At 33.1% G+C, this 24,769-nt stretch carries 22 protein-coding genes and 3 tRNA genes; 20 read left to right on the top strand and 5 right to left on the bottom strand.

The annotated features are described in order from the left end of the window. Nucleotides 1–114: 114 nt before the first annotated feature. Genes RBG61_RS12750 through RBG61_RS12740 form a run of 3 tightly spaced genes read left to right on the top strand, consistent with a single transcriptional unit; the run spans nucleotide 115 to nucleotide 2,964 of the window. Complete coding sequence (locus RBG61_RS12750) at nucleotides 115–1,209, top strand: MGDG synthase family glycosyltransferase (protein ID WP_307944116.1); 1,095 nt, start codon at nucleotides 115–117, stop codon at nucleotides 1,207–1,209. Next, nucleotides 1,206–1,931 (top strand): polysaccharide deacetylase family protein, encoded by a 726-nt coding sequence (locus RBG61_RS12745; protein WP_307944113.1) that lies wholly within the window; start codon nucleotides 1,206–1,208, stop codon nucleotides 1,929–1,931. The genes RBG61_RS12750 and RBG61_RS12745 overlap by 4 nt, the downstream gene beginning before the upstream one ends. Further along, entirely contained in the window at nucleotides 1,906–2,964 is a 1,059-nt protein-coding gene (locus tag RBG61_RS12740) for a lysylphosphatidylglycerol synthase transmembrane domain-containing protein (RefSeq protein WP_307944111.1), read from the top strand. The genes RBG61_RS12745 and RBG61_RS12740 overlap by 26 nt, the downstream gene beginning before the upstream one ends. A 64-nt stretch (nucleotides 2,965–3,028) precedes the next feature. On the opposite strand, the gene RBG61_RS12735 is transcribed toward RBG61_RS12740, so the two are convergent. Next, nucleotides 3,029–3,817, bottom strand: a complete 789-nt coding sequence (locus tag RBG61_RS12735) for a helix-turn-helix transcriptional regulator (protein WP_307944109.1) — start codon at nucleotides 3,815–3,817, stop codon at nucleotides 3,029–3,031. 166 nt (nucleotides 3,818–3,983) lie between these two features. Here RBG61_RS12735 and RBG61_RS12730 point away from each other — a divergent pair, with 166 nt between their 5' ends. Genes RBG61_RS12730 through RBG61_RS12720 form a run of 3 tightly spaced genes read left to right on the top strand, consistent with a single transcriptional unit; the run spans nucleotide 3,984 to nucleotide 6,925 of the window. Beyond that, a complete protein-coding gene (locus RBG61_RS12730; RefSeq protein ID WP_307944108.1) occupies nucleotides 3,984–5,039 on the top strand; it encodes a Gfo/Idh/MocA family protein in 1,056 nt (351 codons plus the stop codon). A 38-nt stretch (nucleotides 5,040–5,077) separates the two neighbouring features. Then, a complete protein-coding gene (locus tag RBG61_RS12725) occupies nucleotides 5,078–5,800 on the top strand; it encodes a ThuA domain-containing protein (RefSeq protein WP_307944106.1) in 723 nt (240 codons plus the stop codon). Nucleotides 5,801–5,830: 30 nt separating this feature from the next. After that, the gene (locus RBG61_RS12720) at nucleotides 5,831–6,925 is read left to right on the top strand and encodes a Gfo/Idh/MocA family protein (RefSeq protein ID WP_307944104.1); all 1,095 of its coding nucleotides are present in this window, start codon (nucleotides 5,831–5,833) and stop codon (nucleotides 6,923–6,925) included. A gap of 375 nt (nucleotides 6,926–7,300) precedes the next feature. Here RBG61_RS12720 and RBG61_RS12715 read toward each other — a convergent pair whose 3' ends face one another. Next, nucleotides 7,301–8,098 (bottom strand): helix-turn-helix domain-containing protein, encoded by a 798-nt coding sequence (locus RBG61_RS12715; RefSeq protein WP_307944101.1) that lies wholly within the window; start codon nucleotides 8,096–8,098, stop codon nucleotides 7,301–7,303. A 109-nt stretch (nucleotides 8,099–8,207) separates the two neighbouring features. On the opposite strand from RBG61_RS12715, the gene RBG61_RS12710 reads away from it, so the two are divergent. Next, nucleotides 8,208–9,260, top strand: coding sequence for a uroporphyrinogen decarboxylase family protein (locus RBG61_RS12710; RefSeq protein ID WP_307944099.1), 1,053 nt, complete (start codon nucleotides 8,208–8,210; stop codon nucleotides 9,258–9,260). A 59-nt stretch (nucleotides 9,261–9,319) separates the two neighbouring features. Here RBG61_RS12710 and RBG61_RS12705 read toward each other — a convergent pair whose 3' ends face one another. Continuing rightward, a complete protein-coding gene (locus RBG61_RS12705; protein ID WP_307944097.1) occupies nucleotides 9,320–10,333 on the bottom strand; it encodes a uroporphyrinogen decarboxylase family protein in 1,014 nt (337 codons plus the stop codon). Between the two features lie 13 nt (nucleotides 10,334–10,346). After that, nucleotides 10,347–11,588 carry a hypothetical protein gene (locus tag RBG61_RS12700; protein ID WP_307944094.1) on the bottom strand — a complete coding sequence of 414 codons (1,242 nt, stop codon included), beginning with the start codon at nucleotides 11,586–11,588 and terminating at the stop codon, nucleotides 10,347–10,349. Between the two features lie 142 nt (nucleotides 11,589–11,730). Between RBG61_RS12700 and RBG61_RS12695 the strand changes: the two genes are divergently transcribed. The 12 genes from RBG61_RS12695 to RBG61_RS12640 all read left to right on the top strand — a co-directional run bounded on the left by RBG61_RS12695 (nucleotide 11,731) and on the right by RBG61_RS12640 (nucleotide 20,169). After that, a complete protein-coding gene (locus RBG61_RS12695; RefSeq protein ID WP_307944091.1) occupies nucleotides 11,731–12,474 on the top strand; it encodes a helix-turn-helix transcriptional regulator in 744 nt (247 codons plus the stop codon). Between the two features lie 119 nt (nucleotides 12,475–12,593). Beyond that, nucleotides 12,594–13,841, top strand: coding sequence for a hypothetical protein (locus RBG61_RS12690; protein WP_307944090.1), 1,248 nt, complete (start codon nucleotides 12,594–12,596; stop codon nucleotides 13,839–13,841). A 287-nt stretch (nucleotides 13,842–14,128) separates the two neighbouring features. After that, nucleotides 14,129–15,205 carry an LCP family protein gene (locus RBG61_RS12685; protein ID WP_307944088.1) on the top strand — a complete coding sequence of 359 codons (1,077 nt, stop codon included), beginning with the start codon at nucleotides 14,129–14,131 and terminating at the stop codon, nucleotides 15,203–15,205. A gap of 322 nt (nucleotides 15,206–15,527) precedes the next feature. Beyond that, nucleotides 15,528–15,824: a YerC/YecD family TrpR-related protein gene (locus RBG61_RS12680; protein WP_307944086.1), complete on the top strand. Its 297-nt coding sequence runs from the start codon at nucleotides 15,528–15,530 to the stop codon at nucleotides 15,822–15,824. Beyond that, nucleotides 15,817–16,569, top strand: a complete 753-nt coding sequence (locus tag RBG61_RS12675) for a class I SAM-dependent DNA methyltransferase (RefSeq protein WP_307944083.1) — start codon at nucleotides 15,817–15,819, stop codon at nucleotides 16,567–16,569. Before RBG61_RS12680 ends, RBG61_RS12675 begins: the two co-directional genes overlap by 8 nt. Before the next feature lie 81 nt (nucleotides 16,570–16,650). Continuing rightward, nucleotides 16,651–17,526: an Hsp33 family molecular chaperone HslO gene (gene hslO / locus RBG61_RS12670; protein ID WP_307944081.1), complete on the top strand. Its 876-nt coding sequence runs from the start codon at nucleotides 16,651–16,653 to the stop codon at nucleotides 17,524–17,526. Nucleotides 17,527–17,630: 104 nt separating this feature from the next. Next, nucleotides 17,631–17,706 (top strand) — tRNA-Val (locus RBG61_RS12665). A 41-nt stretch (nucleotides 17,707–17,747) separates the two neighbouring features. After that, nucleotides 17,748–17,823 (top strand) — tRNA-Gly (locus RBG61_RS12660). Nucleotides 17,824–17,832: 9 nt separating this feature from the next. After that, nucleotides 17,833–17,906: transfer RNA gene (locus RBG61_RS12655), tRNA-Cys, on the top strand. Between the two features lie 696 nt (nucleotides 17,907–18,602). Next, a complete protein-coding gene (locus RBG61_RS12650; RefSeq protein ID WP_307944080.1) occupies nucleotides 18,603–19,109 on the top strand; it encodes a CarD family transcriptional regulator in 507 nt (168 codons plus the stop codon). A gap of 136 nt (nucleotides 19,110–19,245) precedes the next feature. After that, nucleotides 19,246–19,737 (top strand): GNAT family N-acetyltransferase, encoded by a 492-nt coding sequence (locus tag RBG61_RS12645; RefSeq protein ID WP_307944078.1) that lies wholly within the window; start codon nucleotides 19,246–19,248, stop codon nucleotides 19,735–19,737. Nucleotides 19,738–19,746: 9 nt separating this feature from the next. Next, the gene (locus RBG61_RS12640; RefSeq protein ID WP_307944077.1) at nucleotides 19,747–20,169 is read left to right on the top strand and encodes a GNAT family N-acetyltransferase; all 423 of its coding nucleotides are present in this window, start codon (nucleotides 19,747–19,749) and stop codon (nucleotides 20,167–20,169) included. A gap of 139 nt (nucleotides 20,170–20,308) precedes the next feature. On the opposite strand, the gene RBG61_RS12635 is transcribed toward RBG61_RS12640, so the two are convergent. Next, entirely contained in the window at nucleotides 20,309–21,088 is a 780-nt protein-coding gene (locus RBG61_RS12635) for a response regulator transcription factor (RefSeq protein WP_307944076.1), read from the bottom strand. A 654-nt stretch (nucleotides 21,089–21,742) separates the two neighbouring features. Here RBG61_RS12635 and RBG61_RS12630 point away from each other — a divergent pair. Beyond that, nucleotides 21,743–24,559: a family 20 glycosylhydrolase gene (locus RBG61_RS12630; RefSeq protein ID WP_307944074.1), complete on the top strand. Its 2,817-nt coding sequence runs from the start codon at nucleotides 21,743–21,745 to the stop codon at nucleotides 24,557–24,559. Nucleotides 24,560–24,769 lie beyond the last annotated feature (210 nt).

Raw genomic sequence — 24,769 nt, 5'->3', positions numbered from 1 at the left:
GAATATCTATTGCTTGTTTTAATAAAAAGTTATAAAATCATTAATAATATGAAGACAATCCAAGATTTCAATCGTTTAAATAAACAGATATACAAAAATGAAAGGAGTTTTAAAATGAACATACTTATTTTAACCGGAAAATTCGGAATGGGTCACTATTCTGCTTCAACTTCCATTCAACAACAAATACAATTAAATCATCCTAATATGGGGATTACCATAAAAGATTTTTTTGACTATTCTATACCACTTTATGCCAATGCAATGTACAATGGCTTTACATTCTTAGTAAATCGTGGTCGTAATATGTACAACTATATTTATCGTAAAACCGAAGACGGACATACAGATATTCGGCCTATTTTTTTGAGCTATTTTCTTTCAAAATTAAATCAATTATTGATTGAGACAAAGCCTGATTTGATTTTTTCTACGCTTCCTTTCTGTTCTCAGCTTGTTTCTAGATACAAGCAAAAATACGGTTTAAGCACTCCGCTTATCACCTGTATAACCGATATTACCGGGCATTCAGAATGGATTAATGAAAACACCAACTATTATTTAGTAGGTAGTAATTCGATTAAGTCAACATTAATCAGAAAAGGTGTTTCCGAAAAGAAAATTTTGATTAACGGTATTCCTGTAAAAGAGGAATTTAAAACAAAGCTGTTGAATGAAAAAGATGTTACTAAGAAAATTTTAATCATGGGTGGCGGATTAGGACTGCTTCCAAAAGATTTAGACTTTTATCAATCACTCAATCAATTAAAAAATGTAAAAACAACTGTTATAACTGGTAACAATCATCAATTACATGATTTACTATATAATAAATTCGAGAATATTCAAGTAATTGGATATACTAATGAAGTATACAAATATATGCATGAATCTGATGTGATTATTTCAAAGCCGGGTGGTATTACTTTATTTGAATCTATTTTTTCAGAAACACCACTTCTTGTGTTTCAACCTTTTTTACAACAAGAAATTAACAACACTACCTTTATCTTAAATAATCAAATTGGAAAAGTAATCAATGCAAGTTCTGACCAATGGGTAAAACAAATTGAATCTATTCTTTATGATAATGAAACATTAAGTAGGTTAAAATACAACGTACGAAAAGTAAAGAATAATTTGGATACATCTTGTATTGATAAAATTTTATTAACATATGCCCCACAAAGGGAGATTTTTGCATCATGATTGTAGCTATTATACTAAGCATCATTATCTGTACTTTTTTAATTTACTCCATCATTCCCACTTATTATTTTAAACTAATTAGTAATAATGTCATTCGTAAGACCAATCAACCAAATAAAATTATGTTGACATTTGATGATGGACCTGATGAGCGTTATACCAATCAACTACTCGACGTTTTAGCCGAAAATGATGTACAAGCTACTTTTTTCGTAGTTGCTAAAAATGCATTTGGAAATCACGCTATTATCAAACGTATGCAAGACGAAGGACATGAAATAGGATTGCACTCATTAGAACACGAAAATGCGATGTTTTTTGATCGCAGGTATACCAAAGAGGATTTTAAACAAAGCATTACAATCATGAATGACTTAAATTGTGATGTAACTTTCTATCGTCCGCCTTGGGGACATACCAATATTTTTTCTTATCATTATATGAAAAAATATGGATTGAAAATGATTTTATGGGATGTTATGGCGCAAGATTGGAAAGACAATGCAACTGCTGACATCATAGCCGACAAACTGATGAAACGCACCAAGCCAACATCCATTATTTGCTTGCATGATGCAGGAGAGAATTCAGGTGGAGCGAAGGATGCGCCTTTGAACACCATTGCTGCATTACGAATAGCCATTCCGCAATTAAAGAATAAAGGATATGAATTTATTACAGCCAAAGGATTACATTATGAAAAAAAACAAAGAAAACAATAATCACCATATTGGTAGCCTCATCTTCATGCTCGTGTTAATTGGACTAACCTTTTATTTGCTCTTTAAGGATAACTCACTCGCTTCGTTGCTACCATATATAAAAAAGGCAAATCCATTTTATTTGATCCTCGGCCTTTTCACTATGATAGGATATATTGCTTGCGAAGCAATTAACATAAAGATAATTACAAAATCATTAAATATAAAAGTTCCCTTTTGGCGATGTATGGAATATTCATTTATCGGTTTTTATTTCTGCTCTATTACACCGTCGGCTTCAGGCGGACAACCTGCTCAAATTTACTACATGAAAAGAGATAACATTAATATTTCTTATTCCACTCTTACCATACTAATTATAACGGTTGCATATCAAATTGTAATGCTGCTTTATGGATTACTCATGTACATCGTTGAATTTAATTTCGTTTCAACAAACATAAAAGGTATCAAGTGGCTCATTCTTTTTGGTGTTGTAATCAATGTAATACTCGTTGCAATTATTATTTTCTCTATCTTTTCAAAAAAAGTGATAACAAAATGTGTTTTGGCAATTACAAACTTCTTGGCAAAAATTAAACTAATGAAACATGTTGATTCTACCCAAAAGAATATTATGCATCAGTTAGATGAATACACCGAAGGCGCAAAATATGTAAAGCAAAATCCAATGCTGTTTGTTAAAGTATCCTTTTTCACATTTCTTCAAAAAACCGCTCTATATTCTGTACCATTTTTCGTATATAAAGCCTTTAATCTAACCGGACACACCTTTTTAGAAATGGTAGCTCTTCAAGCATTATTTACAATTGCCGTTGCCTCTCTACCGCTTCCGGGCGCAGTTGGAGTAACAGAAGCCAGCTTCCTAACTGTATTCAAAATCTTCTTCTCTTCCGGTTTAATTTTACCTGCTATGTTATTAAGCCGTGGCATTAGTTTTTATGCTATTTTAATCATAAGTGCAATCATTACAATTATTGTGCATATGCGAAAGCGACCTATTATTAACGATAAGCTAAAAAAAGCAGCATGATAATATAAAAATATTCGAGGGCATCATCGTTTCATACGATGATGCCCTTTGACATTCGCTGTTTCTAACTCTTATTGCGATACTCCTTTGGTGAAACACTCGTAATTTTTTTAAAGCAACGATTAAACGAACGTAAGCTATCATATCCACTTTCCATAGCTACTTCTGAAACTGTAAGGCTTGTTGTAGTAAGCAATGCCTTTGCATAGTCAATTCGTAGGTTGTTTATATAGGTACAAACCCCCATTCCAAGTGCATCTTTTAACATTCGTGATAGATAATATTTACTTATTCCTAGATATTTTGCAATTTTCTCTAATGAAATACTACTCTTGAAATTTTCAGCGATATACATAACTGCTCCCCCAATTATGTTTTCACTCGTTGCGTTTTGCTTGATAAGCTCCAACTCATCTAATGTGCGAATCAACACCAACTGTGCTAAGGTATCCATTAGCAAATGATTGGGTTTCTCACATCGATATAAATCTATTATCTCGTGAATTTGGTTTGGAATATCATGATGAATTTGTGTACTCAATAAAATCGGATAAATTGGCTTTTTATCTTGTACGATACCATATATTTTTGATTTTGCTTGATTGGGATAAATAAAAAGCTCGTAACAGTTTTCTTCACTCTCATTCGAATAATAAGAGTGCACAACATTCGGAAAAACGACTGCCATTTCTCCACGTTTAAGATGATAGCTTATATTTTCAATTGTAATTTCAATTTCCCCACTTACTACATAAATACATTCCATCGCATTATGCAGATGTGCAGGAAAGATTAAGCTTGTACTATGGGCTGCAAAAATAGCACCGAATTTGTTTTCGTAAAACGGAATCATTTTCTTTTCACCACCACAACTTTTGTCTATAAATTGATTTAATATGTCTTGTATTCTACTATATGTAATGATAAAATGCAATTAAAAATAAAGATATAAAATAATGACAGCAATTTTTAGCCAACTTTTTAACACAACAAACAACTATTTTAGAGGGGGTTATCGTATGATGCATAAAATGGCAATCATCGGATTCGGAGGAATGGGAGGCTGGCATAAGGAAAAAGTAAAAAACCAACTTCCTGAAATTACGGTATACGGAGCATATGATATTAGAGAAGAAGCGAAGGAAAAAGCGAAAGAGGAAGGCTTAAAAGTTTATCAAACTTTAGAAGAGTTATTAAAAGACAAAGAGGTAGATATTGTTTTAGTAAGCACGCCTAATAACTTCCATAAAAACTATGTCATTCAATGTTTAAAAGCTGGGAAGAACGTAATTTGCGAAAAACCAGTTGCTATGAATGCAAGCGAATTAGAAGATATGATTGCTGTTTCAAAAGAAACTGGCAAACTATTTTCTATTCATCAAAATAGAAGATGGGATCGGGATTACAAAACAATTCAAGCAATCCTTTCAGAAAATACAATTGGAACACCCTATTTTATCGAAAGTAGAGTTCTTGGTTCTAGAGGCGCTATGCATGGTTGGAGAAGCTATCAAGTAAACGGTGGTGGAATGGTATTAGATTGGGGCGTTCATTTAATTGACCAGGCTTTAGATTTAATTAAATCACCAGTCGTTTCTGTTGATGCTCATTTACAATCCATTTTTTCTAATGAAGTAGATGATAATATTAAAATCTTTCTTCGCTTTGAAAATGGTGTTTCTTACTTATTAGAAATGTCCACAAACTGTTTCATTAACTTACCAAGATGGCATATGTCTTGCACAAACGGTACTGCTATGATTCAAGACTGGGAATGCAATGGTGAGATTGTAACTCTAAAAGAAAATGGCCCTTTGAAATGGGAAAATGATATTGTGTATACTGCTGCTGGACCTACTCGTACAATGGCTCCAAGACCAGACCATACAGTAGAAAAACTACCATTACCCAAAATCGAAAGCGATAGCATTAGCTATTATCAAAATATCGTTGGCGTTTTAGATCACAACGATGAACTTATTGTGAAACCAGAACAAGCTCTAAGAGTCATGAAAGTAATTGATTTAATCTTTGCATCTGAGAAAGCAAAACACGGCATGGAATGTAATATCTAAACAACACACAAACTATAGAAAGCTTGAGGAAAAATCTTATGAAAAAAGCACTTATTTTACAAGGCGGTTGGGATGGACATGAGCCAGAACTCACTTCAAAACGATTCGCAGGTTTATTGGAAAAACACAATTATTCAGTTACAATCAGCGATAATTTAGATGTTCTTGCTGATGTGGAAATGGTTATGGGATTAGATTTAATTGTTGCTTGTTGGACAATGGGCGAAATTAAAGAGGAATATGTAGAAACGATTTCAAAAGCAGTTGCGAACGGTACAGGCTTAGCAGGCTGTCATGGCGGTATGTGTGATTCTTTTCGTCAAAATACGCAATGGCAATTCATAACAGGCGGTCAATGGGTGAGCCATCCGGGTGGAGATGGAATCAACTATACTGTCAACATCAATACTGGCTCAAGCCCAATTACAGAGGGACTTGAAGATTTTCCTGTTTGTAGCGAGCATTACTATTTACATATTGACCCTTCTATCGAAGTATTAGCTACTACACGCTTCCCTATTGTTCCTTATTACCATATTTCAAACAAGCCAGTTGATATGCCTGTTGCTTGGACGAAATTTTGGGGTAACGGCAGAGTATTCTATACTTCTTTAGGTCATCATGATGATGTTTTTGACCATTCACCAAACGCACAAATCATGATGGAACGTGGTATGGTTTGGGCTGGCGAAGGCAAAGAATATGCTGTTGCAAACAAATTAACAACAGAGCGTTTTGAAAATGATGCAAAGATGTATTAAGGTGAAAGTTTGAAAGGAATGGGTATGACTATGAATAAAGTTAGAATTGGTATTATCGGCATTGGCGACATTAGCGGTATCTATTTAAAAAATATTACTGAATTATATAAAGAACTAGAACTCTATGCAGTTTGTGATTTAATCAAAGAAAAGGCACTCAAAGCAAAGGATGCAAATCCAGATGTTATTATCTATGATACAATGGATGAAGTGTTTGCAGATGAAAATGTAGATATTGTTTTAAACCTAACAAGACCATATGAGCATTATGGCGTTTCAAAAGCTGCTTTATTAGCAGGAAAACACGTTTATTCTGAAAAACCACTTGCTGCAACTTTAGAAGAAGGCAAAGAATTAGTTGCAATTGCAAAAGAGAAAAACTTATTATTAGGTGGAGCTCCTGATACTTTTATGGGTGCTGGAATTCAAACTTGTAGAAAACTAATTGATGATGGATTTATCGGTACGCCAATTGGTGCCGCAACATTTATGATTTGTCATGGACATGAAAGCTGGCATCCAGATCCTGCATTCTATTATAAACATGGCGGCGGACCAATGATGGATATGGGACCATACTACATTACTGCTCTTGTTAACTTGCTTGGTCGAATTTCTTCTACTATGAGTGTTGCAAAAGCAAACTTTAAAACCAGAACAATTACTAGTGCACCACATTTTGGCGAGACTGTTGATGTAGAAGTGCCAACTCATGTAAACGGCATTTTAAACTTTGAGAGTGGTGCTGTTGGAACAATTTTCACTACTTTTGATGTTTATTCTGATTCTCAAGCCCGTTTTGAGATTTATGGAACAGAGGGTACTTTAATTGTACCTGATCCCAACTGCTTTGATGGTTCAATTAAGCTATTAAAACCACAAGATGGTACATACAAAGAAATCCCTCTTTGCTTTAATTATTCTCAAAATTCTCGTGCTTTAGGTCTTGCTGATATGGCGAAGGCATTGCAAACCAATCGTCCATTTCGAGCAAATTGCGAGCAAACATTCCACGTTTTAGAAGTTATGCAAAGCTTACAAAAAGGTGGCACAACAACGATTGAATCTCCATTTAATCGCAAAGCACCAATGGTTGCAAACGGAATCACAGGTGTATTAGATTAATAAAATGAAACTTAAATACGAAAACCTATTCTTTTTGAATAGGTTTCAGAGTGTAGATAAAGATTTATTATTTACATTTGCAAGATATAAGGTTAATTCTTGTTATATTAATATTGGGCTATCCGCCCAAACCTGAAAAGTTTCAGTTTGTGCTATGTTATTCTTTATTTGCTCCCCTAGACAATTGATTGGAAAATCGTTATGCAACCAGCGATTATTCCACGCGATTAGCATTTGATTAAGCCGTAAATTTTACTTTATGTCATTTTCGAAAAAACAATTTTCGCAAGTAAACTACTTCTAAAATCCAATTTTTTTCTTGCGTTTTAAGTTTTTTTAAAGCTGAAACCTATTCTTTTTGAATAGGTTTTTATTTTATTCAAACGTATTATATATTCGCATTTTCTTACGATAAGATGCCGGATTTTCACCGGTTTTTTGCTTGAATTTCCGATAAAAATATGAGGCTGATGGATAACCACATTGTCTTGCAATCTCTTCCACACTATAATTAGTAGAAACCAACATACTGCATCCTTTTAAAACTCTGGCATCATTAATATATTCTATTGGGTTTTTACCCGTAATTTCTTTAAAACACTTTACAAAATAATTTTGGGATAATCCTGCTATTTTTGCTAAATTTGAAGAAAGCAATTCGTTTTCTATATTTTGATTGATATATTTCATTACTTGATAAATATTGCTTTGCTTTTGTAGTTTGTTTTGCTCATTTTTACGAATAATATAAGCTAAGATCATACAAAGTGAGCCTTTTAGCACATACTCACGTTCATAAGATTGCCGATTATACTGCGCATAGATTGTTTCAAACAAAGATTTTATATAAAACTCGTCTTCGATGTCAATATAAAAAGGCATATCATCAAAGATATCTTTTTTATCACAATCGAACACAATAAAATACGAATAATACGGAGTGATTCCTTCAAGCTCCATTCCCTTTGAACGCAAAAACAAACGATTCTTTTTCGTTTCAATCCATTCTCCGTTACAATAAATTTCCCCACATCCGTCTAAAATTAGCTCTAGCTCAAAGTCATGTGAAATCCGTCTTCCATATGAGGTTTTGTTTTGTGGAGAATTGTATTTGGTAATATGAACACATGATAATATTTCAAGAAGAAAAGTTTTTGATTGATTAGATTGCATAACATACTCCTAAAGTGATTTTGTTCACACTAAATATATTTGTGTATTGATGTTTACTTACATTTTATTATAATAGAATGTAATAACAATTGCAAATAGGAGAAACTATATGAAATATCCATGCTTTACTAAAGATGAAATGAAATCTATTATTGAAGGAAAATGTGCAGGAAACAGAATTCCTACCATGTATAACTTTTGGTGCAATCCAATTATATTCGGCGATAAAGAAACAGAAGCTCGAGAATTAACGGAAGTTTATCCATACGATGCATCTGTTGTGAATTTAAATTTTCCCGATGTATTCAAAGCACCTATTGACGACGAAAACTATCGTTGGGTGAAGAAAACGCAAAAAGAATCTTCCATAGCAATTGGATTAGATTCGATTATCGCAATTGAAGATTGGGATGAGCTAGATGAGGTTTTAGAAAACTTTCCTAATCCTGATTATCCAAACTTAATTCCAAAATGCCCTGAAGATGATGGAAAGTATCGTCTTGTAAACTGGTGGTTCTGTTTTTTTGAGCGATTATGGTCTTTAAGAGGAATGGAAAATGCCCTTACTGATTTTTATCTATATCCTGATGAAGTGCATCGTCTATTTGATAAATTAACTGAATTTTATTGCAGAGCAATGGAACGTGCAAAAGTTGAATTACATGCGGATGGCATCTTCACGTCAGACGATATTGGTACTCAAACCGGTCCATTTTTCTCTCCCGAAATATTTGAAGAATTCTTTAAGCCATATTATAAGCGGCTTTTTGACAAAGCACATTCTCTTGGAATGCACTTTTGGTTACATACTTGTGGGAATATTGAGCCATTTATTCCTACTTTTATCGAAATTGGTTTGGATGTATTGCATCCGATTCAAAAATACACAATGAATGAAGTAGATATAGCAAACAAATACGGCACTCAAATTTGCATTTGGGCTGGCTTTGATGTACAACAAACAATACCATATGGAACTGCTGAACAAGTTAGAGAAGAAGTGCGCTTTATGATCGATACTTATGCAAATAAGAATGGCCGTTTTATCTTAACACTTGGTAACGGCGCTACTACTGATACGCCATTGGCAAGTTTAAAAGCATTACTAGAAGAATCGTATCATTATGGAATTACTAAAATGAAAGAAATTAACCAAGTATAACAGAAAATGAAGAATGCCACTTAAGAGATTTCATTCCCTTGAGTGGCATTTTATTATCACTATTCTCTTGAAGCTTGCGCCATTGCCAACACATTAGCAGCAGGCACATTTGGAAGTATCTCTTCATGACTTGGAGAGATAACAATGCTTGGACCTAAAATACTTTTTACTCGCCTTACTTCTTCTTTAATTTGCTCAGGAGTTGCATTTACAAAGAATGATTGTGCATCAATACCGCCAACAAAAGCTAAATCGTCTTTGTATTGAGCCAATTCAGCTGCACTCATACCCTTTGCTTGTGCTTGAATTGGATGAAGTACGTCTACACCCGCCTCAATTAAATCAGGAATAATACGATATATAGAGCCACAAGAGTGAAGCATTACTTTTTTATTATATTTCTTACCTACTGCAATTAAGCGTTTGAAGGATGGCATTACAAATTTGCGGAAATTATCCGGTGAAATAAACAAATCCAATTGCGTTCCAAAGTCATTGCCAAAGAACATGACATCAGCTCTATCGCCTAATCCTGCAAAGAATTTCTCGTTTGCTTCCACATAAAAGTCCACAATACGCTCTGTTACTGCTTCTACAATTTCAGGATTTTCGTACATTTTGATAAAATAGTTCTCCATGCCAAAGAAATCAGCGACGATATGGAAAAATGGGCTCCATAAACCTGTAAACACCATTTTATCTTGATATTTGTCTATCTCTTCATATACCTTTGTAAAATCACAATACTCAGCCTTTGGCCAAGGATAGTTTTCGATATCTGCAACTGTTTCAGCATTAGCAAAACAGCCTTCTGCACTTAATGTTGCTCTTTGTTTGATACCATAAGAAGTGTCGAACAGTGGAACACCGTCGGGATGATGATATCCTCTATCAGCCGTAATCCATCTGCAATCATCTTCTAAATGCTCAAAAATTGCTTCTCTGGTCTCTTCTATTCCCCATTCCTTTGCATAAATTGGGATTGTGTTATCATTTGGGTGTCCTGTCCACATAGCACCTAAGCCATCGCCTTTGTGATTAAATATTAAATTGATTTTTTCTCTTGAAGTCATGCTGTCATCCTCCTTAATAGTTTTCTGCTTCTTCTAAAGCAATTTGTGACCATTTCCATAGTCTTTGTGGCTCGTAACGTACTGTGCTGATATCTTTGATAATCAACTCTAGATTTACGTTATTATCCTTTGCAGCTTTCATAGTTCTTCTAATATCTGCTCGAATTTCTTGTTCGCTCATTGAGTCCGTTGCCAATAAAGCCGGATTTGGTTTATTCGACATGATATAGTTTTTTTGCAGCTTTCTTGCAAACTCTTCACGGTTACTCCAAGGACTGCAAGAGATTTTACGAATATTCGGCATTTTCGTAATAATATCTAAACGATCATCTAAACGATCGCAACAGCCATAATAAATTGCGCCGAAATATGGGAATAGCTTTTGCATATATGGAACTTCAAATTCGTCCGTAATTGCAGGAGAAACCGAAGAAAATAGCTGTGCCAATCCAAACGCCCAAACATCTTTTGAAGTTGGATTATCCAAATTGCAAGAGGATGATGGTAAATCATCCGTAAAGGTATAAGAACAATGACAAACATTACTATATGCATCAAATACACCTTCTTTATTCATTTGCTCTATCATACCAATTGTTGAGTTCGTCAGCTTATCCATAATGGCATGCATTAACTCAGGTCGATCCATAAGCTCTATATAGCAGTTTTCAACACCCATCCATTGGGTAATTGCGTCCCAAAGACCTAAATGTACAGTATGACCTTGCATCTTAAATGGCGCAATTCCTTTGAAAATAGTTTCTGCTATCTCGATAATTTCTTGTTCGCCTTTACGATTCACAGAAATCGTTGGTGTTACGATTTTTTCAACGTCTTCCATTTCCTCAAACTGATTATAAAATTTATGCCCAACTACATCATTAGCAGTATCACTTGCCAGTCGCTCTTCTTCTACCATTATACCATAACCACTATTTTGAATCAATCGAGGCAACATAATATATGGTGGCAACACCATATCCGCAGGCATATACTTCCATTTATATATAGATTGACGAAGTGCAGTTTCTACCATAGCCCAATATGGATGATTCACTTGATTTTTCAAGAAACCATCTACATCCATTTCATGCCACGGAATTTGATCAATTACAATCATTGGTCTTTGCATTTCAAAACGATTGAGTGCAAGCCATAGCTCTTTTTTCTTTTGTTGCAGCGGTAAAGTAGCATATTGCATATACTCTTTCGCTAGTTCTTGTAATATTGATATGTCATTTTGAGATAATATCATAAAAATTGAACCTCACTTTATAAACTTTGCTATAATCATACTCCATAAAAATAAACTTGTATACAGCATTTATTGATATAAACTCCATAATAATTGACATTTCCAGTGATTTGAATTATGATAGAGCCAAGAAGGTGATTGTATGGAAATTTATGACCAAGGATACGGAATACAACAAGCTAACTGGATTGTAAACGAAACAAAAGCAGCGGGTTTTTCTCGAATTTATTATTTAAAAAGCGGTGACGTTTTTTATCAAGATAAAACAATGAGTCAAAAACTAGTATGTGGAAAGCTATATATTTTTCCGTCTTACAGCTCTTATAAAATAACCCACAATCCTAAAAATCCTATTTATTGTTTTTGGGTGCACATTGATTTATTCCCCTCTATTATCAAAACGCTTATTGAAGTTGATGTAGATGAAAACGCAATATTATTTCATATGCTTGAAGCAATGAAGCTTTGTGTTTATGATAATAATAAAGAGTATCACTATTTTCACACCTTAGTAAAAGCTTTTATAGAGTATTGTTATCAAAATAAAATTATCAGTAAAACAGAAGATCAATTTTCCAACATTATAAGCTATATTCGCAGCAACTACTCCAAGCCAATTACAATAGATGAAATCAGCAACCATTTCAATTATACGCCTGAGCATCTGATTCGCATATTTCAATCCAAATTAAACATAACGCCTTATCAATATATTTTGCATTGTAGAATGAATGAAGCAAGTAAGTTACTCATGCAAAATGTTTCAGTAAAAGAAATTGCACAATGCGTTGGATATCGAGACAGTAAGACCTTTAGTCATGCTTTTAGAATGAAATTTGGTGTTCCTCCTACGAAATTTAAAGATTACTATGTTCCAATGCCATAGTGCCCTTATTCAAACATCAAAATACCATAAAAATGTATCAAGTAAACATTTGAATAACATTCATAAAAATATTATACTTACAAGCATATTGATATTTTAAAAGAGAGGGTTGATTCACCATGGTAATAACACAAAATGAAAAAATTCTTTTACGTGAACTCGCACGACAATATGCAGAAATCGCCAATTTAGACATTCAAAAAATCAGTATTAACCGTATGCGAGCAACAAATGACTTAAAAATCGTGAGACCCCCTGTGTTAATTCATGAAATTCCATGGCATGAGATGGATATTGATGGTCAACTTCAATTGCATTGCAATCACCCATTTGCAAAACAAATGGAGTGGTATTTTAGAAGCACTTTATTTCAATGGAAATATTTCCGTGGAGATATGGTAGTACAACCATATTATCCGATTCAAAAAGCTTTCACCGATTCTGGAATTGGATTAGATGTCAATGGAAGCCAAATAGCAACCGATAAAAACAATAATATAGTTTCTCATGAATACCATGATATTCTTGCTACAGAAGACGATTTAGCAAAAATTAAACTTCCGAATTTTGAACGACAACCTGAAATTGATGAGCAAAACATTACTTTAGCAAAGGATATATTACAAGACATTCTTCCTATTCGTTTATGCGGCGTTGAAATCTACTATTCACCATGGGATCAAATTCCACGTTATCGGGGTGTTGAGCCTATCTTTATGGATATGGTTGATCGTCCTGAATTTCTACATCAAATTATTCAAAAATTTACTGAAATCGGATTACACACAATAAACGAGTATGAGCGATTAGGTTTATTAGATTGCGATTTGCCAACTCTTCATTGTACACCTGCATACACTAGTGATTTGCCTGCAAAAGACTACACTGGCGGTGTTGTAAGATTAAAAGATGTTTGGTTTCGTTCCATGGCACAAATGTTTTCCAGCATTTCACCTAGTATGCATCAAGAATTTGATTTGGATTACAGTTCAAAGCTAATGGAGAAATGTGGTCTTGTTTATTATGGATGTTGCGAACCACTTGATAATAAAATCGGCATCTTGAAAAAGATTCCAAACCTCAGAAAAGTTGGTGTCAGCCCTTGGGCAAATGTAGAATCATGTGCAGAACAGCTAGAAGGAAACTATGTTTATGCTCGCAAGCCAAATCCGGCAAATGTAGCAATAAAAACGGATTCTGAAGAAATTCGAAAAGAAATTATCACTACTATAAACGCTTGCCAAAAGCATAATTGCCCTGTTGAATTCGTTTTAAAAGACATCAGCACAGTATCATTCAATCCTTATAACCTTGTAGTATGGGAAAAAACTGTTCGTGAAGTACTAGATGAATACTATGGAGTATAAATGATTACTAAAAATATATGTAAAATTAGGTAACCTACGATTCAATAAATTGTGAATATTATGTGTAAATCTATTCATAAATTTATAACAAATAATTTGCATTTAAGTCTTGCCCGTATGTTATACTTTTAATTTGTAGTTTTACAATTTTTTATTGAATATATCTGCTATCGGCATGATTGTTCAACATAAGGTAGTAATCGTCAGTTTGTTTTCTATATTGTAATTTGCAATCGTATTCAAAATACTGAATCATATATAGAAACTAGAATCGAGGGAATATTTTAATGAAAATAAAAAAAGGGAATAATAAAAGACAGACAAATACATTATCCAGCAGAGTAGTTCGAGGAACTGCATCAACTTATGAGGCACCGCCATTAGAACATACACGAACCATAAATAAACATAAAAAGAAAAAGAAAAATAAAGCGCTAATTGTTTTATGCATAGTCGCAATTGTTATTTCTGTACTTACTGTTGTTGGAGTAATCATCTTTAATACGAAAATTTTCTCAGGCAATGATGCCGGCTCACTTGGTGAAAAGCTTCAAACTCCTTCAGCCATAAGAGATAAGCAAATGAATATCTTAGTGGTTGGTGTTGATAAAATTGGAAGAGAACAAGGCCATCGTGCAGGAACTCTAACGGATGTTGTTATGGTTGCCAATTATGATATTGAAAATAAAAAAATTAACATAATTCAAATTCCACGTGATACTTATATTGGAAATGAGTATGCTACAGGTAAAATCAATGCTGTTTACGGAAGTAAGAAAAATGGTGGAATTCAAGGACTTGCAAACAAAATAAATCAATATCTTAATATTCCAATTGACCACTATGTAACTCTTGATATTGATGGACTTGTTTCCATTGTCGATGCAATTGGCGGAGTTACTATGAATGTTCCTGTTTCCTTTATCGGAGGCGATAATATTCAAATTACAAAAGGTGTACAAACTATAAAGGGCAAACAAGCGGAAGCAATTGTTAGAGAAAGACATTCTTATGCAAATGCGGATTTAGGCCGTATTCAAACGCAACGTGTATTTATGCAAGCTACTATGCAAAAAGTATTTACTCTTGGTAAAGGACAAATTGTAAAGCTTGCTCCTACAATGATTAAACAAGTTACAACAGATTTTACATTAAGCCAATTACTTGATCTTTACGACAAAGTCATGGATGGAGCAAAAGACAATATTAAGTTCCATGATATGCCTATTAAATCAGCACAGCTAAATGGATTATCTATGATTTCACTTAAAAAAGCGGAAACAGCTGATTTATTAAACACTTATTTCAGACCTCATGAAAATCCTGTACCAGCAGAAAAACTTGGTATAATTGAATTAAAATAATCTTTTACGCAGCAGCATTTTTAAAATGCTGCTGCGTTTTACTTTATATGAAGCAACATGCATTCAACCTATAAAACAAGTCAAAAAGTTCACACTTAAATATAAAATTATTACAAAAATATTATTATGGAAGTATTGGTTTTTCTTTTACTGTTTTAACAGCAGTAAACTATAGATTCCCACCATTTTTTTAATTGTCTTGTATATTTTCACATAATACAGAAGCATTTATTTATATAAAATCACTGTTTACTTTCACACTTTTATATGTTAAAATGTGAAAGCAATAAAAGTTTCAATAATTACCGTTACGGAGGTTATTATGAATAATAAATTAAAAGAAAAAAACATTGAATATTTAATAGACGCAATTTTAACCCTTGAAACAAAAGAAGAAGCCTATAATTTCTTCGAAGACTTATGCACAATTCCTGAATTGAAAGCGATGTCTCAACGTCTTCAAGTTGCTAAAATGTTAAGTGAAAATAGAGTTTATAGCGATATTGTTTCTCAAACAGGTGCTAGTACTGCTACCATTAGCCGTGTCAATCGTTCTTTGATTTACGGTTGTGATGGCTATAGCGTTGTTTTTGAAAGGACTGCAAAAAAGAATGGCTAGTTATAAACACTTTGCCCCTTACTATGATATATTGACTTCCAATATTCCCTATCGCAAACGTGGGGAATATTTTCATGCGATTTTAAATCAATATGGTAAGCACAACGGAATTTTGGTCGACTTAGCGTGTGGGACAGGTTCTTTAAGTGAAGTAATGGCTGCTTTTGGGTATGATGTGATTGGAATTGACTCGTCTTTCGAGATGCTATCGGAAGCGATGAATAAACGTTATGAATCCGGTCACGATATCATGTATCTATGCCAAGATATGACCGATATTGATTTATACGGCACAATGGACGTTTGCATTTGTGCATTGGATAGCATCAATCACATTTGTGACAGCGAGGATGTACAAGCCATCTTTGATAAAGTAAGCTTATTCTTACATCCGGATGGTATCTTTATTTTTGATGTTAATACTACCTATAAGCACAAAAATATTTTGGCGAATAATACTTTTATCTATGATTACGATGAAGTATACTGTATATGGCAAAATACTTTAAGAGATGATGTAACTGTTGATATTTCTCTTGACTTATTCTGCAAAAACATGGATAATACATATGATAAGTTTTGTGAAGAATTTAGCGAACGTGCGTATACGCATGATGAGCTAATGAATTTCATTCGCAAAACAGATCTACAGCTATTATGTGTATATGGTGATGATACTTTTGAAGCACCGAATGATACAACACAGCGTGCTATATATGTTGTTAAATCTACAAAAAAGAAATAATAATAGTAAAGTTGAAAGAATCATTCTGTTCTTTCAACTTTTTAAAATCATACCCTCTATGGGATAGGAATGGAGTTTATTATGGGAAAATTAGTCCGAGCAATTAGTGCAGATGGAAGCGTTATGGCAGCAGCCATCGATTCTACTGATATTGTTGCTGAAATTGAAAGAATACATCAGACTTCAGCAGTCATTACTGCCGGCCTTGGCAGACTTGCTACTGCTGCATCTATTATGGGATATATGTTAAAAGGCGAAAAAGATTCGTTAACGCTTCGTATCAATGGTGGAGGCCCTTCCGGTTCACTCATTGCAGTATCGAATTGCAGCGGTAATGTAAAAGCATTTGTTGAAAACGCTGTCGTTGAACTTCCATTAAATCAATACGGTAAACTTGATGTAAAAGGTGCTGTTGGAAATGATGGCTTTTTAAGTGTAGTTAAAGATTTAGGTTTAAAAGAACCGTATGTTGGGCAAACTCCTATTGTATCGGGAGAAATTGCCGAAGATATTACAAATTATTATGCTGTAAGCGAACAAACACCTACTGTTTGCGGACTTGGCGTTTTGGTAAATCCTGATTTATCCGTAAGAGCTGCTGGTGGATATTTAGTGCAACTGCTTCCTTTTGCTGATGAAGCTTGTATTGATACGATTGAAGAAAATATTCGTAATATTCAATCTGTATCATCTATGATTGATAATGGGATGACTCCTGAAGATATTATCAACTTGCTGTTAAAAAATCTTGAGCCAAATGTACTTGATGAAACAACTACTGCATATAAATGTGATTGTAGCAAACAAAGAGTGGAAAAAGCCTTAATCAGTATTGGTAAAGAAGAATTAACCAATATACGTGAGGAACAAGGCGAATGCGAAGTAAGCTGTCACTTTTGTAATCGTAAGTATTTGTTCTCCAGAGAAGATCTTAACAACCTAATTGAGAACCAATAGGAAACATTTTCTTATAAAAAATTCAAAAAAATAAAGATTAAGTGTTGACAAAATGGGTCTCATATAGTATACTAATATTCGTCGCTGAGAGCGGCGAAGGTTGTGGGAGCATAGCTCAGCTGGGAGAGCATCTGCCTTACAAGCAGAGGGTCACAGGTTCGAGCCCTGTTGTTCCCACCACTTTTTTCTTGTGTATTGCCATTGGTTAATGCATAAGATTCGCGGATTTAGCTCATCTGGTAGAGCGCCACCTTGCCAAGGTGGAGGTAGCGAGTTCGAGCCTCGTAATCCGCTCCAATTAAATAAGGCGCTATAGCCAAGTGGTAAGGCAGAGGTCTGCAACACCTTCATCACCAGTTCAAATCTGGTTGGCGCCTCCAAATGAAAAAGACTGTTACGTAAGTAACGGTCTTTTTTATTTATAAGATCCGAGCGGATTTGAACTGTGGGTAACATCTGGTTGGCGCCTCCAAATATAGGGAACGCTCTTGAGCGTTGGGCGGAATGGTCAAGACCATTCCCTACAACATAAAAAATAATTTAAATAATTCTACATTCTGTTTATTGGATATCAACTCATTTTTCCTAGAAAACAATGAAATTTCAAACAAAAAGCAGTACTTTCTACCCTTTTCCAAGCATTATACTGAAAGTTTAGTTAAATTGCCTATTACATTTTGTAAAAAAAGTTGGTATAGTATAAGTAAGCAGTGCGTGTGGTTTGCTTTTTAAGAACGTAAGTTCTGTTGAGGTAAACTGCACGCTTTATGGCATATCATAATTTTTTGGAGGTAATACAAGTTGAGTAGGATTAATTACTTTTTTACTCCCACCCTAAGTGAGTATGCAAAACCACTCACATTTCAAGACTGTATCCACTTAACTGAAAGCTGTAAATGCATTCTATTGCATATTGATTCAGTGGATTAGCGGTTGCCGTTTGCTTCATAAACAAATGCGCTTCATGAAGAGATAGATTAAAACCCATTAGCTACGAAAAGCCACAATAAAATCGCCAACTGCTAGTATAGTGGAAAATGCCTTGAAAATAATACTATTGAAAGGAATATCATAAAATGTTTCAGGTTAACGACATCATAACATACGGACTACACGGTGTATGTACCATTTCGGAAATTACTAAAAAAGAATTGGATGGAAAAAGAATTGAATATTATATTTTAAAACCGATTAACGACGATAATTCAACCATTTCAATTCCCGTTCACAACGAAAAGCTAACTGCCAAAATGAGACCTACACTATCAAAAGACGAAATTTATTCTCTTATAAAAGAGTTACCAAAAGAAGAGATTAACTGGATAGATAATGAAAATCTGCGAGTTAAACAATATAAAGAGCTATTGGGTTCGGGAAATCCTAAAAAGATTTTAATTCTTTTAAAATCACTTTATCTACACAAAATAGAACAAGAAAAAATGAATAAGAAACTGCATATGATAGATGAACGTATTTTAAAAAACGCTGAAGAGGTTTTATATAATCAATTTTCTTATTCGCTAAATACTTCCCAAGAACGAGTACAGGATCTTCTTTTAAAATATATGCCTGCAAGCAACTAACAACTCAATATGATAAATAACAAGCTTTTCCATACAGGATGGCTTGTTTTTGTTTTTGATGAATACGTTGACGAACAAATTCTAAAGTTATATAATTGGTAAAATAAATATTACTTTTCATAATGAGGGCTTTTACATGTTAGACTATATTAAAGTGGATGACACAAATATTGATTTACTGGGTTTAATTCATTCAAAGGCATGGCAAGCAAGCCATATTGGTATTGCTTCTGAATCATATTGGAACACAATTACTCCCGAACACCAAACCGAGTATTTCAAAGAAAAAATACAAGACTCCAATAACAGCTATTACTTAATTTTTCATAACGCCAATGCAATCGGTATGATTAGCTTTAACCTCACCCCTACTTCCCCTGTCGGCGAAGTAATGCAGTTGTACTTTCTTCCTGAGTTTTGTGGGCAAGGATATGGCAAATATGCAATGGATTTTGCAGTCGATTATTTTAAAGCAAAAAACGTCCATACCATTAAACTTTGGGCTATGAATATCAATGAAAAGGCACTCAAATTTTATAAAAAGTATGGCTATCAATACACAGGCATAGAAAATGAATTAGATGCTTCAAGAAATATAACTGAGAAATGTTTTCAATACGTTTTATAGGAGGTATTTATGGATATTACTTATGCCAACTCTCTTACTGCCCAAGAATACAATGTATTAAGAAAATCAGTAGGATGGAGCGAGATTCATCTAGAAAAAGCAAAACTCGGGTTAGAGCATTCCGCATTCATTACTGTAGCACAACAAGGCTCCACACCGATTGGAATGGCTCGAGTTATCAGCGATTACGGATATGTTGCATATATTGCAGATGTCGTTGTAAATCCTAGCTTTCAAGGACACGGAATCGGAAAACAGTTAATGCAAAATGTTATAGACTATATCAATAGCACTTTAATTGAAGGACATTTTGTTATGGTGAATTTAATGGCGGCAAGCGGAAAAGAATCGTTTTATGAAGGGTTTGGTTTTCAAAAACGACCGACAAATGAGAACGGCAGCGGAATGACACTATGGATTAGGCAGCAGTAACGAGTGCTAGATAGCACTCGTTACTGACTATTCATAAAGTTAATCATTATTTTTAGGGTAACAAATAAGCGAAGTTATGTGGCATTAAATAGCTACATAACTTCGCTTTTATTTAATAATAAATATATAATGATAGATTTTATGTGCCAAGTTTATTAAAATAATTTGTCTTGCGAACTTCATTTGGAGATTCTCCATAAAACATTTTAAAAGCGCTGAAGAAATGATTTGGATATATAAAACCAACTTGAAGAGCAATATCCTGAATCTTATAATCAGTCGTAATAATTAGTTGTTTAGCTATAATCATTTGAAGAATAAAGCGATAATCAGTGAAATGGAGTCCGGTATCATGAAGAAATTGCATACCTATATATTTAGAATTCATTACATATTTGTCAGCAATATATTTCAAAGATATATGCTTATTGTATTCTTGCTTTAACGTATTTAAGCATTTCAATGTAATACACGAGTAGCTCTTATATGCTCTTCTTGTTATTGGGTCAATACTTGAACTTATTTTCAAAAAATTATTAACGGTATAGCTTAATTTATCACTATTTATTTTAGCAATTATATTCTCAATTTTAGTTATATCTATTGGTTTTATTATATAATCTTGAGCGCCAAACAATAATGATTTTCTAACATAATTATAATCCTCATATTTGCTTATCATAATAAAACTACTTTCAATATTAGCTGAGTGAAATATGTTAATTAAGTTATATCCCCATCCATCGTCTAATTTAACACCAGAAATAACTATATTTGGTTTGAACTTACACCCAAATGATACTGCCTCGTTATAGCCAGAGCATCTTTCAATTTGAGTAACATTTAATGATTTCCAATCAACCAAGTCCAATTGATTATAGGTTTCTTCGTCCTTGTCAACAATCAAAACTTTATTCATATTTATCCCCTTTTCATTAGCAAAATCTATTTCTCTATTCAGCTTATTTAAATGACTACTTTATAAAATAATATATTATATATTGTATAAACAATATTTTGGGACAATTTAAATATCATAACAATTCAGTTGTTGAATTAAAGCCTTCGCAAAACATTATTATTACACTGATTTGATTGCATGAATATACATATTTCAAAATATTATAAACAAATTATATAATATATTTACATTAATGAATAATTTATCACATATCTAAAATAAATGCAATGATATAACTCTTAAATTTATACATATATTTCAGTTATATATAATTTAACTTTTATGTACTAAAATTAGTATTTTAAGTATATTAATTCTGCTTTTTTATACTTAAAACAAGAAAATTAGTACCTTGTAAAAAAAAAATTAGATAATTATAATATAGTTCATTGGTTTAATGTTTTAATTTAATAATGAATATATAAATAGTAGTGAACATTATATATATTACAAATTAACTGTATTCTAATTTTATGATTGCGTCTGAATAAAATTCAACTAATTAAATTAATAAAAATTAAGCCATAATAAGATCCATTGAAAGAGGAGGTAGATCAAAAAAACTTAATACATATATAATAGTTTATTAGTAAAAATTAAGGAGATTTGAAAATGAAAAAAAGTATAGTTGGTATTTTAATAGCCACAATGCTATTAACGAGCTTTCCGGTAACCGCAATGGACACTAATAAAATCAGTTTAGACAATGCATCTTTTGAAAATGAAATCAATAAATTAGACACTCAGACATATAAAGCAGAGAGGACAAATGAAAAAGCAAGTGATGGAAGTTATTCTATCAAAGTTGGAAATGCGAAGCCGACAAAACCAGATGAGATTCCAATTTGGAAATTCAACTATGGTAAAGGTATGGTGGGAACAACAATAAGAAATGTTAAGCCAAATACTACATATACAATTAGTGTTGATTATTTGAATGAAACAGGTGTAGCAATGGCAACTGGAGTACTTGACATTCAAGGTTCTGAAGTATCTAATAGTTATTGGCATCAAGGCGCTCCATGGAAATTATCATCCAATATTGTTAAAAATAGTACATCTACTAATAAATGGGTTACAAATAAACATAAGATTACAACAAGCCCAAGAACAAATGAAATATATGTATTTGCATATACTCAATGGACAGGGAATGATAATGGATCTGGAGTATTTTATGTTGATAATATTAAAATAACAGCAGATACCACAAATTCTGTAACGGACAAAATATTCACGGAATATAATAGCGAAACTGCAAAAGATTTTCCTCAGGTAATTCCACCGGTTCAAAACTTCATTAAAAATTCAAAAGGTAGTAATTTTAATTTAAATACCAAACAGCAAGTATTTTCAGCCGATAAGTTTAGCTATGAAAAAACAAAATACTTGGCTGACTGCATGGTTAATAAAGGTATTATTGAGAAATACACAATAAATCAAATTAACAAGCCAACTGAAGGTCAAGGTATTATTGTTATTAAACAACCAATTAACTTTACTTTGCCCAATAAAGTTAAGAAACTGGATTGTGCGGTGGATGCTTATCAAATAGATATTGATAAAGATAAATTGATTGTTTATTCTGATAATATTGAGGGTATTCAAAACGGTACAATGACACTTTTACAAGCATTTACCCAACGTAAAGTAATACTACCAGGATCAGTACAAGATTATACTGATCAAAATGTTAGAGGCTTACAGGTAGACTCAGGAAGACGTTACTATTCCATAGAATGGTTAAAAGAGCAAATTGAGCAAATGGGCTATTATAAGCAAAACAAACTACAATTAAGACTAAAGGACAACGAAGGTATTCGTTATGATTCAAAAGTTGCACCTCATATGGTAGATAGAAAAGGTGGATTTTGGAATGAAAAAGAAATTGCAGAATTAGTTGAATATGCTGCCAAATTTAATATTGAAGTAATTCCCGAAATAGATTTTCCAGGGCATGCTGAACAAGAAGCTGCCTATTTTCCAGCTGATTGGAGATTATCAGAAAATTCAGGCGGGCTTGATTTTAGTAAACTAGAAGTTCGAAATTATATGTATAATGTTTATAAGGAAGCAGTTAAAATATTCAAAGCAAAAACTATTCATATTGGTGGAGATGAATATTTCCAAAGTAGAAATTTAGGTGATACAACTAAGCTATCTAATTGGGCAAAATCAGAAACAGGTGTTGACACTGCATCGCAATACGATGCAATTATTCTATTTTTCAACAAAGCCGCAGAAGAAATTAAAAATGAAAATCCAGATATAAATATTTTAGTATGGAATGATAATATGAAGCAGTTAAATGGAGCTGCAAAGCTTAATAAAAATATTATTATTGATTTCTGGGCCGGCGGTTTTTATGGTTCAATAACTCCGGATTCTACTGCAGATTTAGGCTACAATATTATGTCAAGTTCATCTGGTTTGTATCACGACTTATGGCCTGAGCAAGACGCAGGTAAATTAGATAGACCTCTACCAAAATCCCTATATGACTCATGGTCTCGCTATCATTACTCTTATGGAAGCAGTAATCCTGAAGGAGATAAGCTATTACAAACTGAACAGCAAAAAGCAGCATCTCTTGGACAAATGTTTCCAATTTGGGACGATGCACATGGTTATGTATCAGAATACATTTTAAGCAGAACACTAATGCCTAGATATGCCACTTTTGCATATAAGACATGGGGGGCAGAGTATAAAGCCAACACTCCATTTGAACAGTTTGAAAGATTATTATTTAAAATTGGTTCTCCTAGAAGTGATATGCGTAAACAAGTAGTTGTGAACTATACAAAAGCAGATTATATAAAAGTATTAAATAGTATTAAATTAGGTTTAATGGAAGAGATAGTTGAAAATGGAGATAGCAAAGAACTACGGGATTTTTATAATTTAGTTATTAAAATGATTAAAAGTCCTGATGACTCCATTGGAAAAGATGGTTTTTATACTAAAGCTATCAATGATTGTATTTATAAATTTGAAAATATAAACTATGATGCTCCAAAAGATCCTGTGACAGCACCAAGTTCAGAATCTAACTTGTCTAGCACAACTAGTATAACTTTAGACAAGAGCAAAGTTTGTATTGAGATAGGTAAAACAATCAAATTGAATGCTACTGTTTCTCCATCTAATACAACAGATTCACTGTCCTGGTTCACTTCTGATGAAAAAGTAGCTACCGTTAAAGACGGTGTTGTAACGGGTGTTAAAGAGGGTAAAGCCACAATAACTGTAAAATCAGGTGATCAAGTAGCAACTTGTGAAGTATCAGTAAAAGCAATGGCTAAAAACGTTTCTTCAAAGAATCCACAAACAGGAGATACTTCACTAATAATGCCATTTGTAGCTTTATCTTTATTTGCTGCGGTAATACTTATTGCTAGTAAAAAAAGAATTCAAACCAATAAGTAATTTGTGTAATATTAAACACAAATAAACTAGATTTATATAATAGTTAACTATAATTAAAAAATATGCTAATTATCAACCTCCTTGTTCATTATTTCTTGAGCAAGGAGGTTGATTGTTTAAAATAACACATTTTCCCCATTTTACAATAAAATTCTCTGTAAATCATCCGACGCTTGACATAAATAGCAAAACAACATATCCTTTAGTAAA

Source organism: Paludicola sp. MB14-C6, from assembly GCF_030908625.1.
GTDB lineage: Bacteria > Bacillota > Clostridia > Oscillospirales > Ruminococcaceae > Paludihabitans.
The sequence above is the reverse complement of the archived record's forward strand: the minus strand, read 5'-3'. Positions and strand labels throughout refer to the sequence as shown.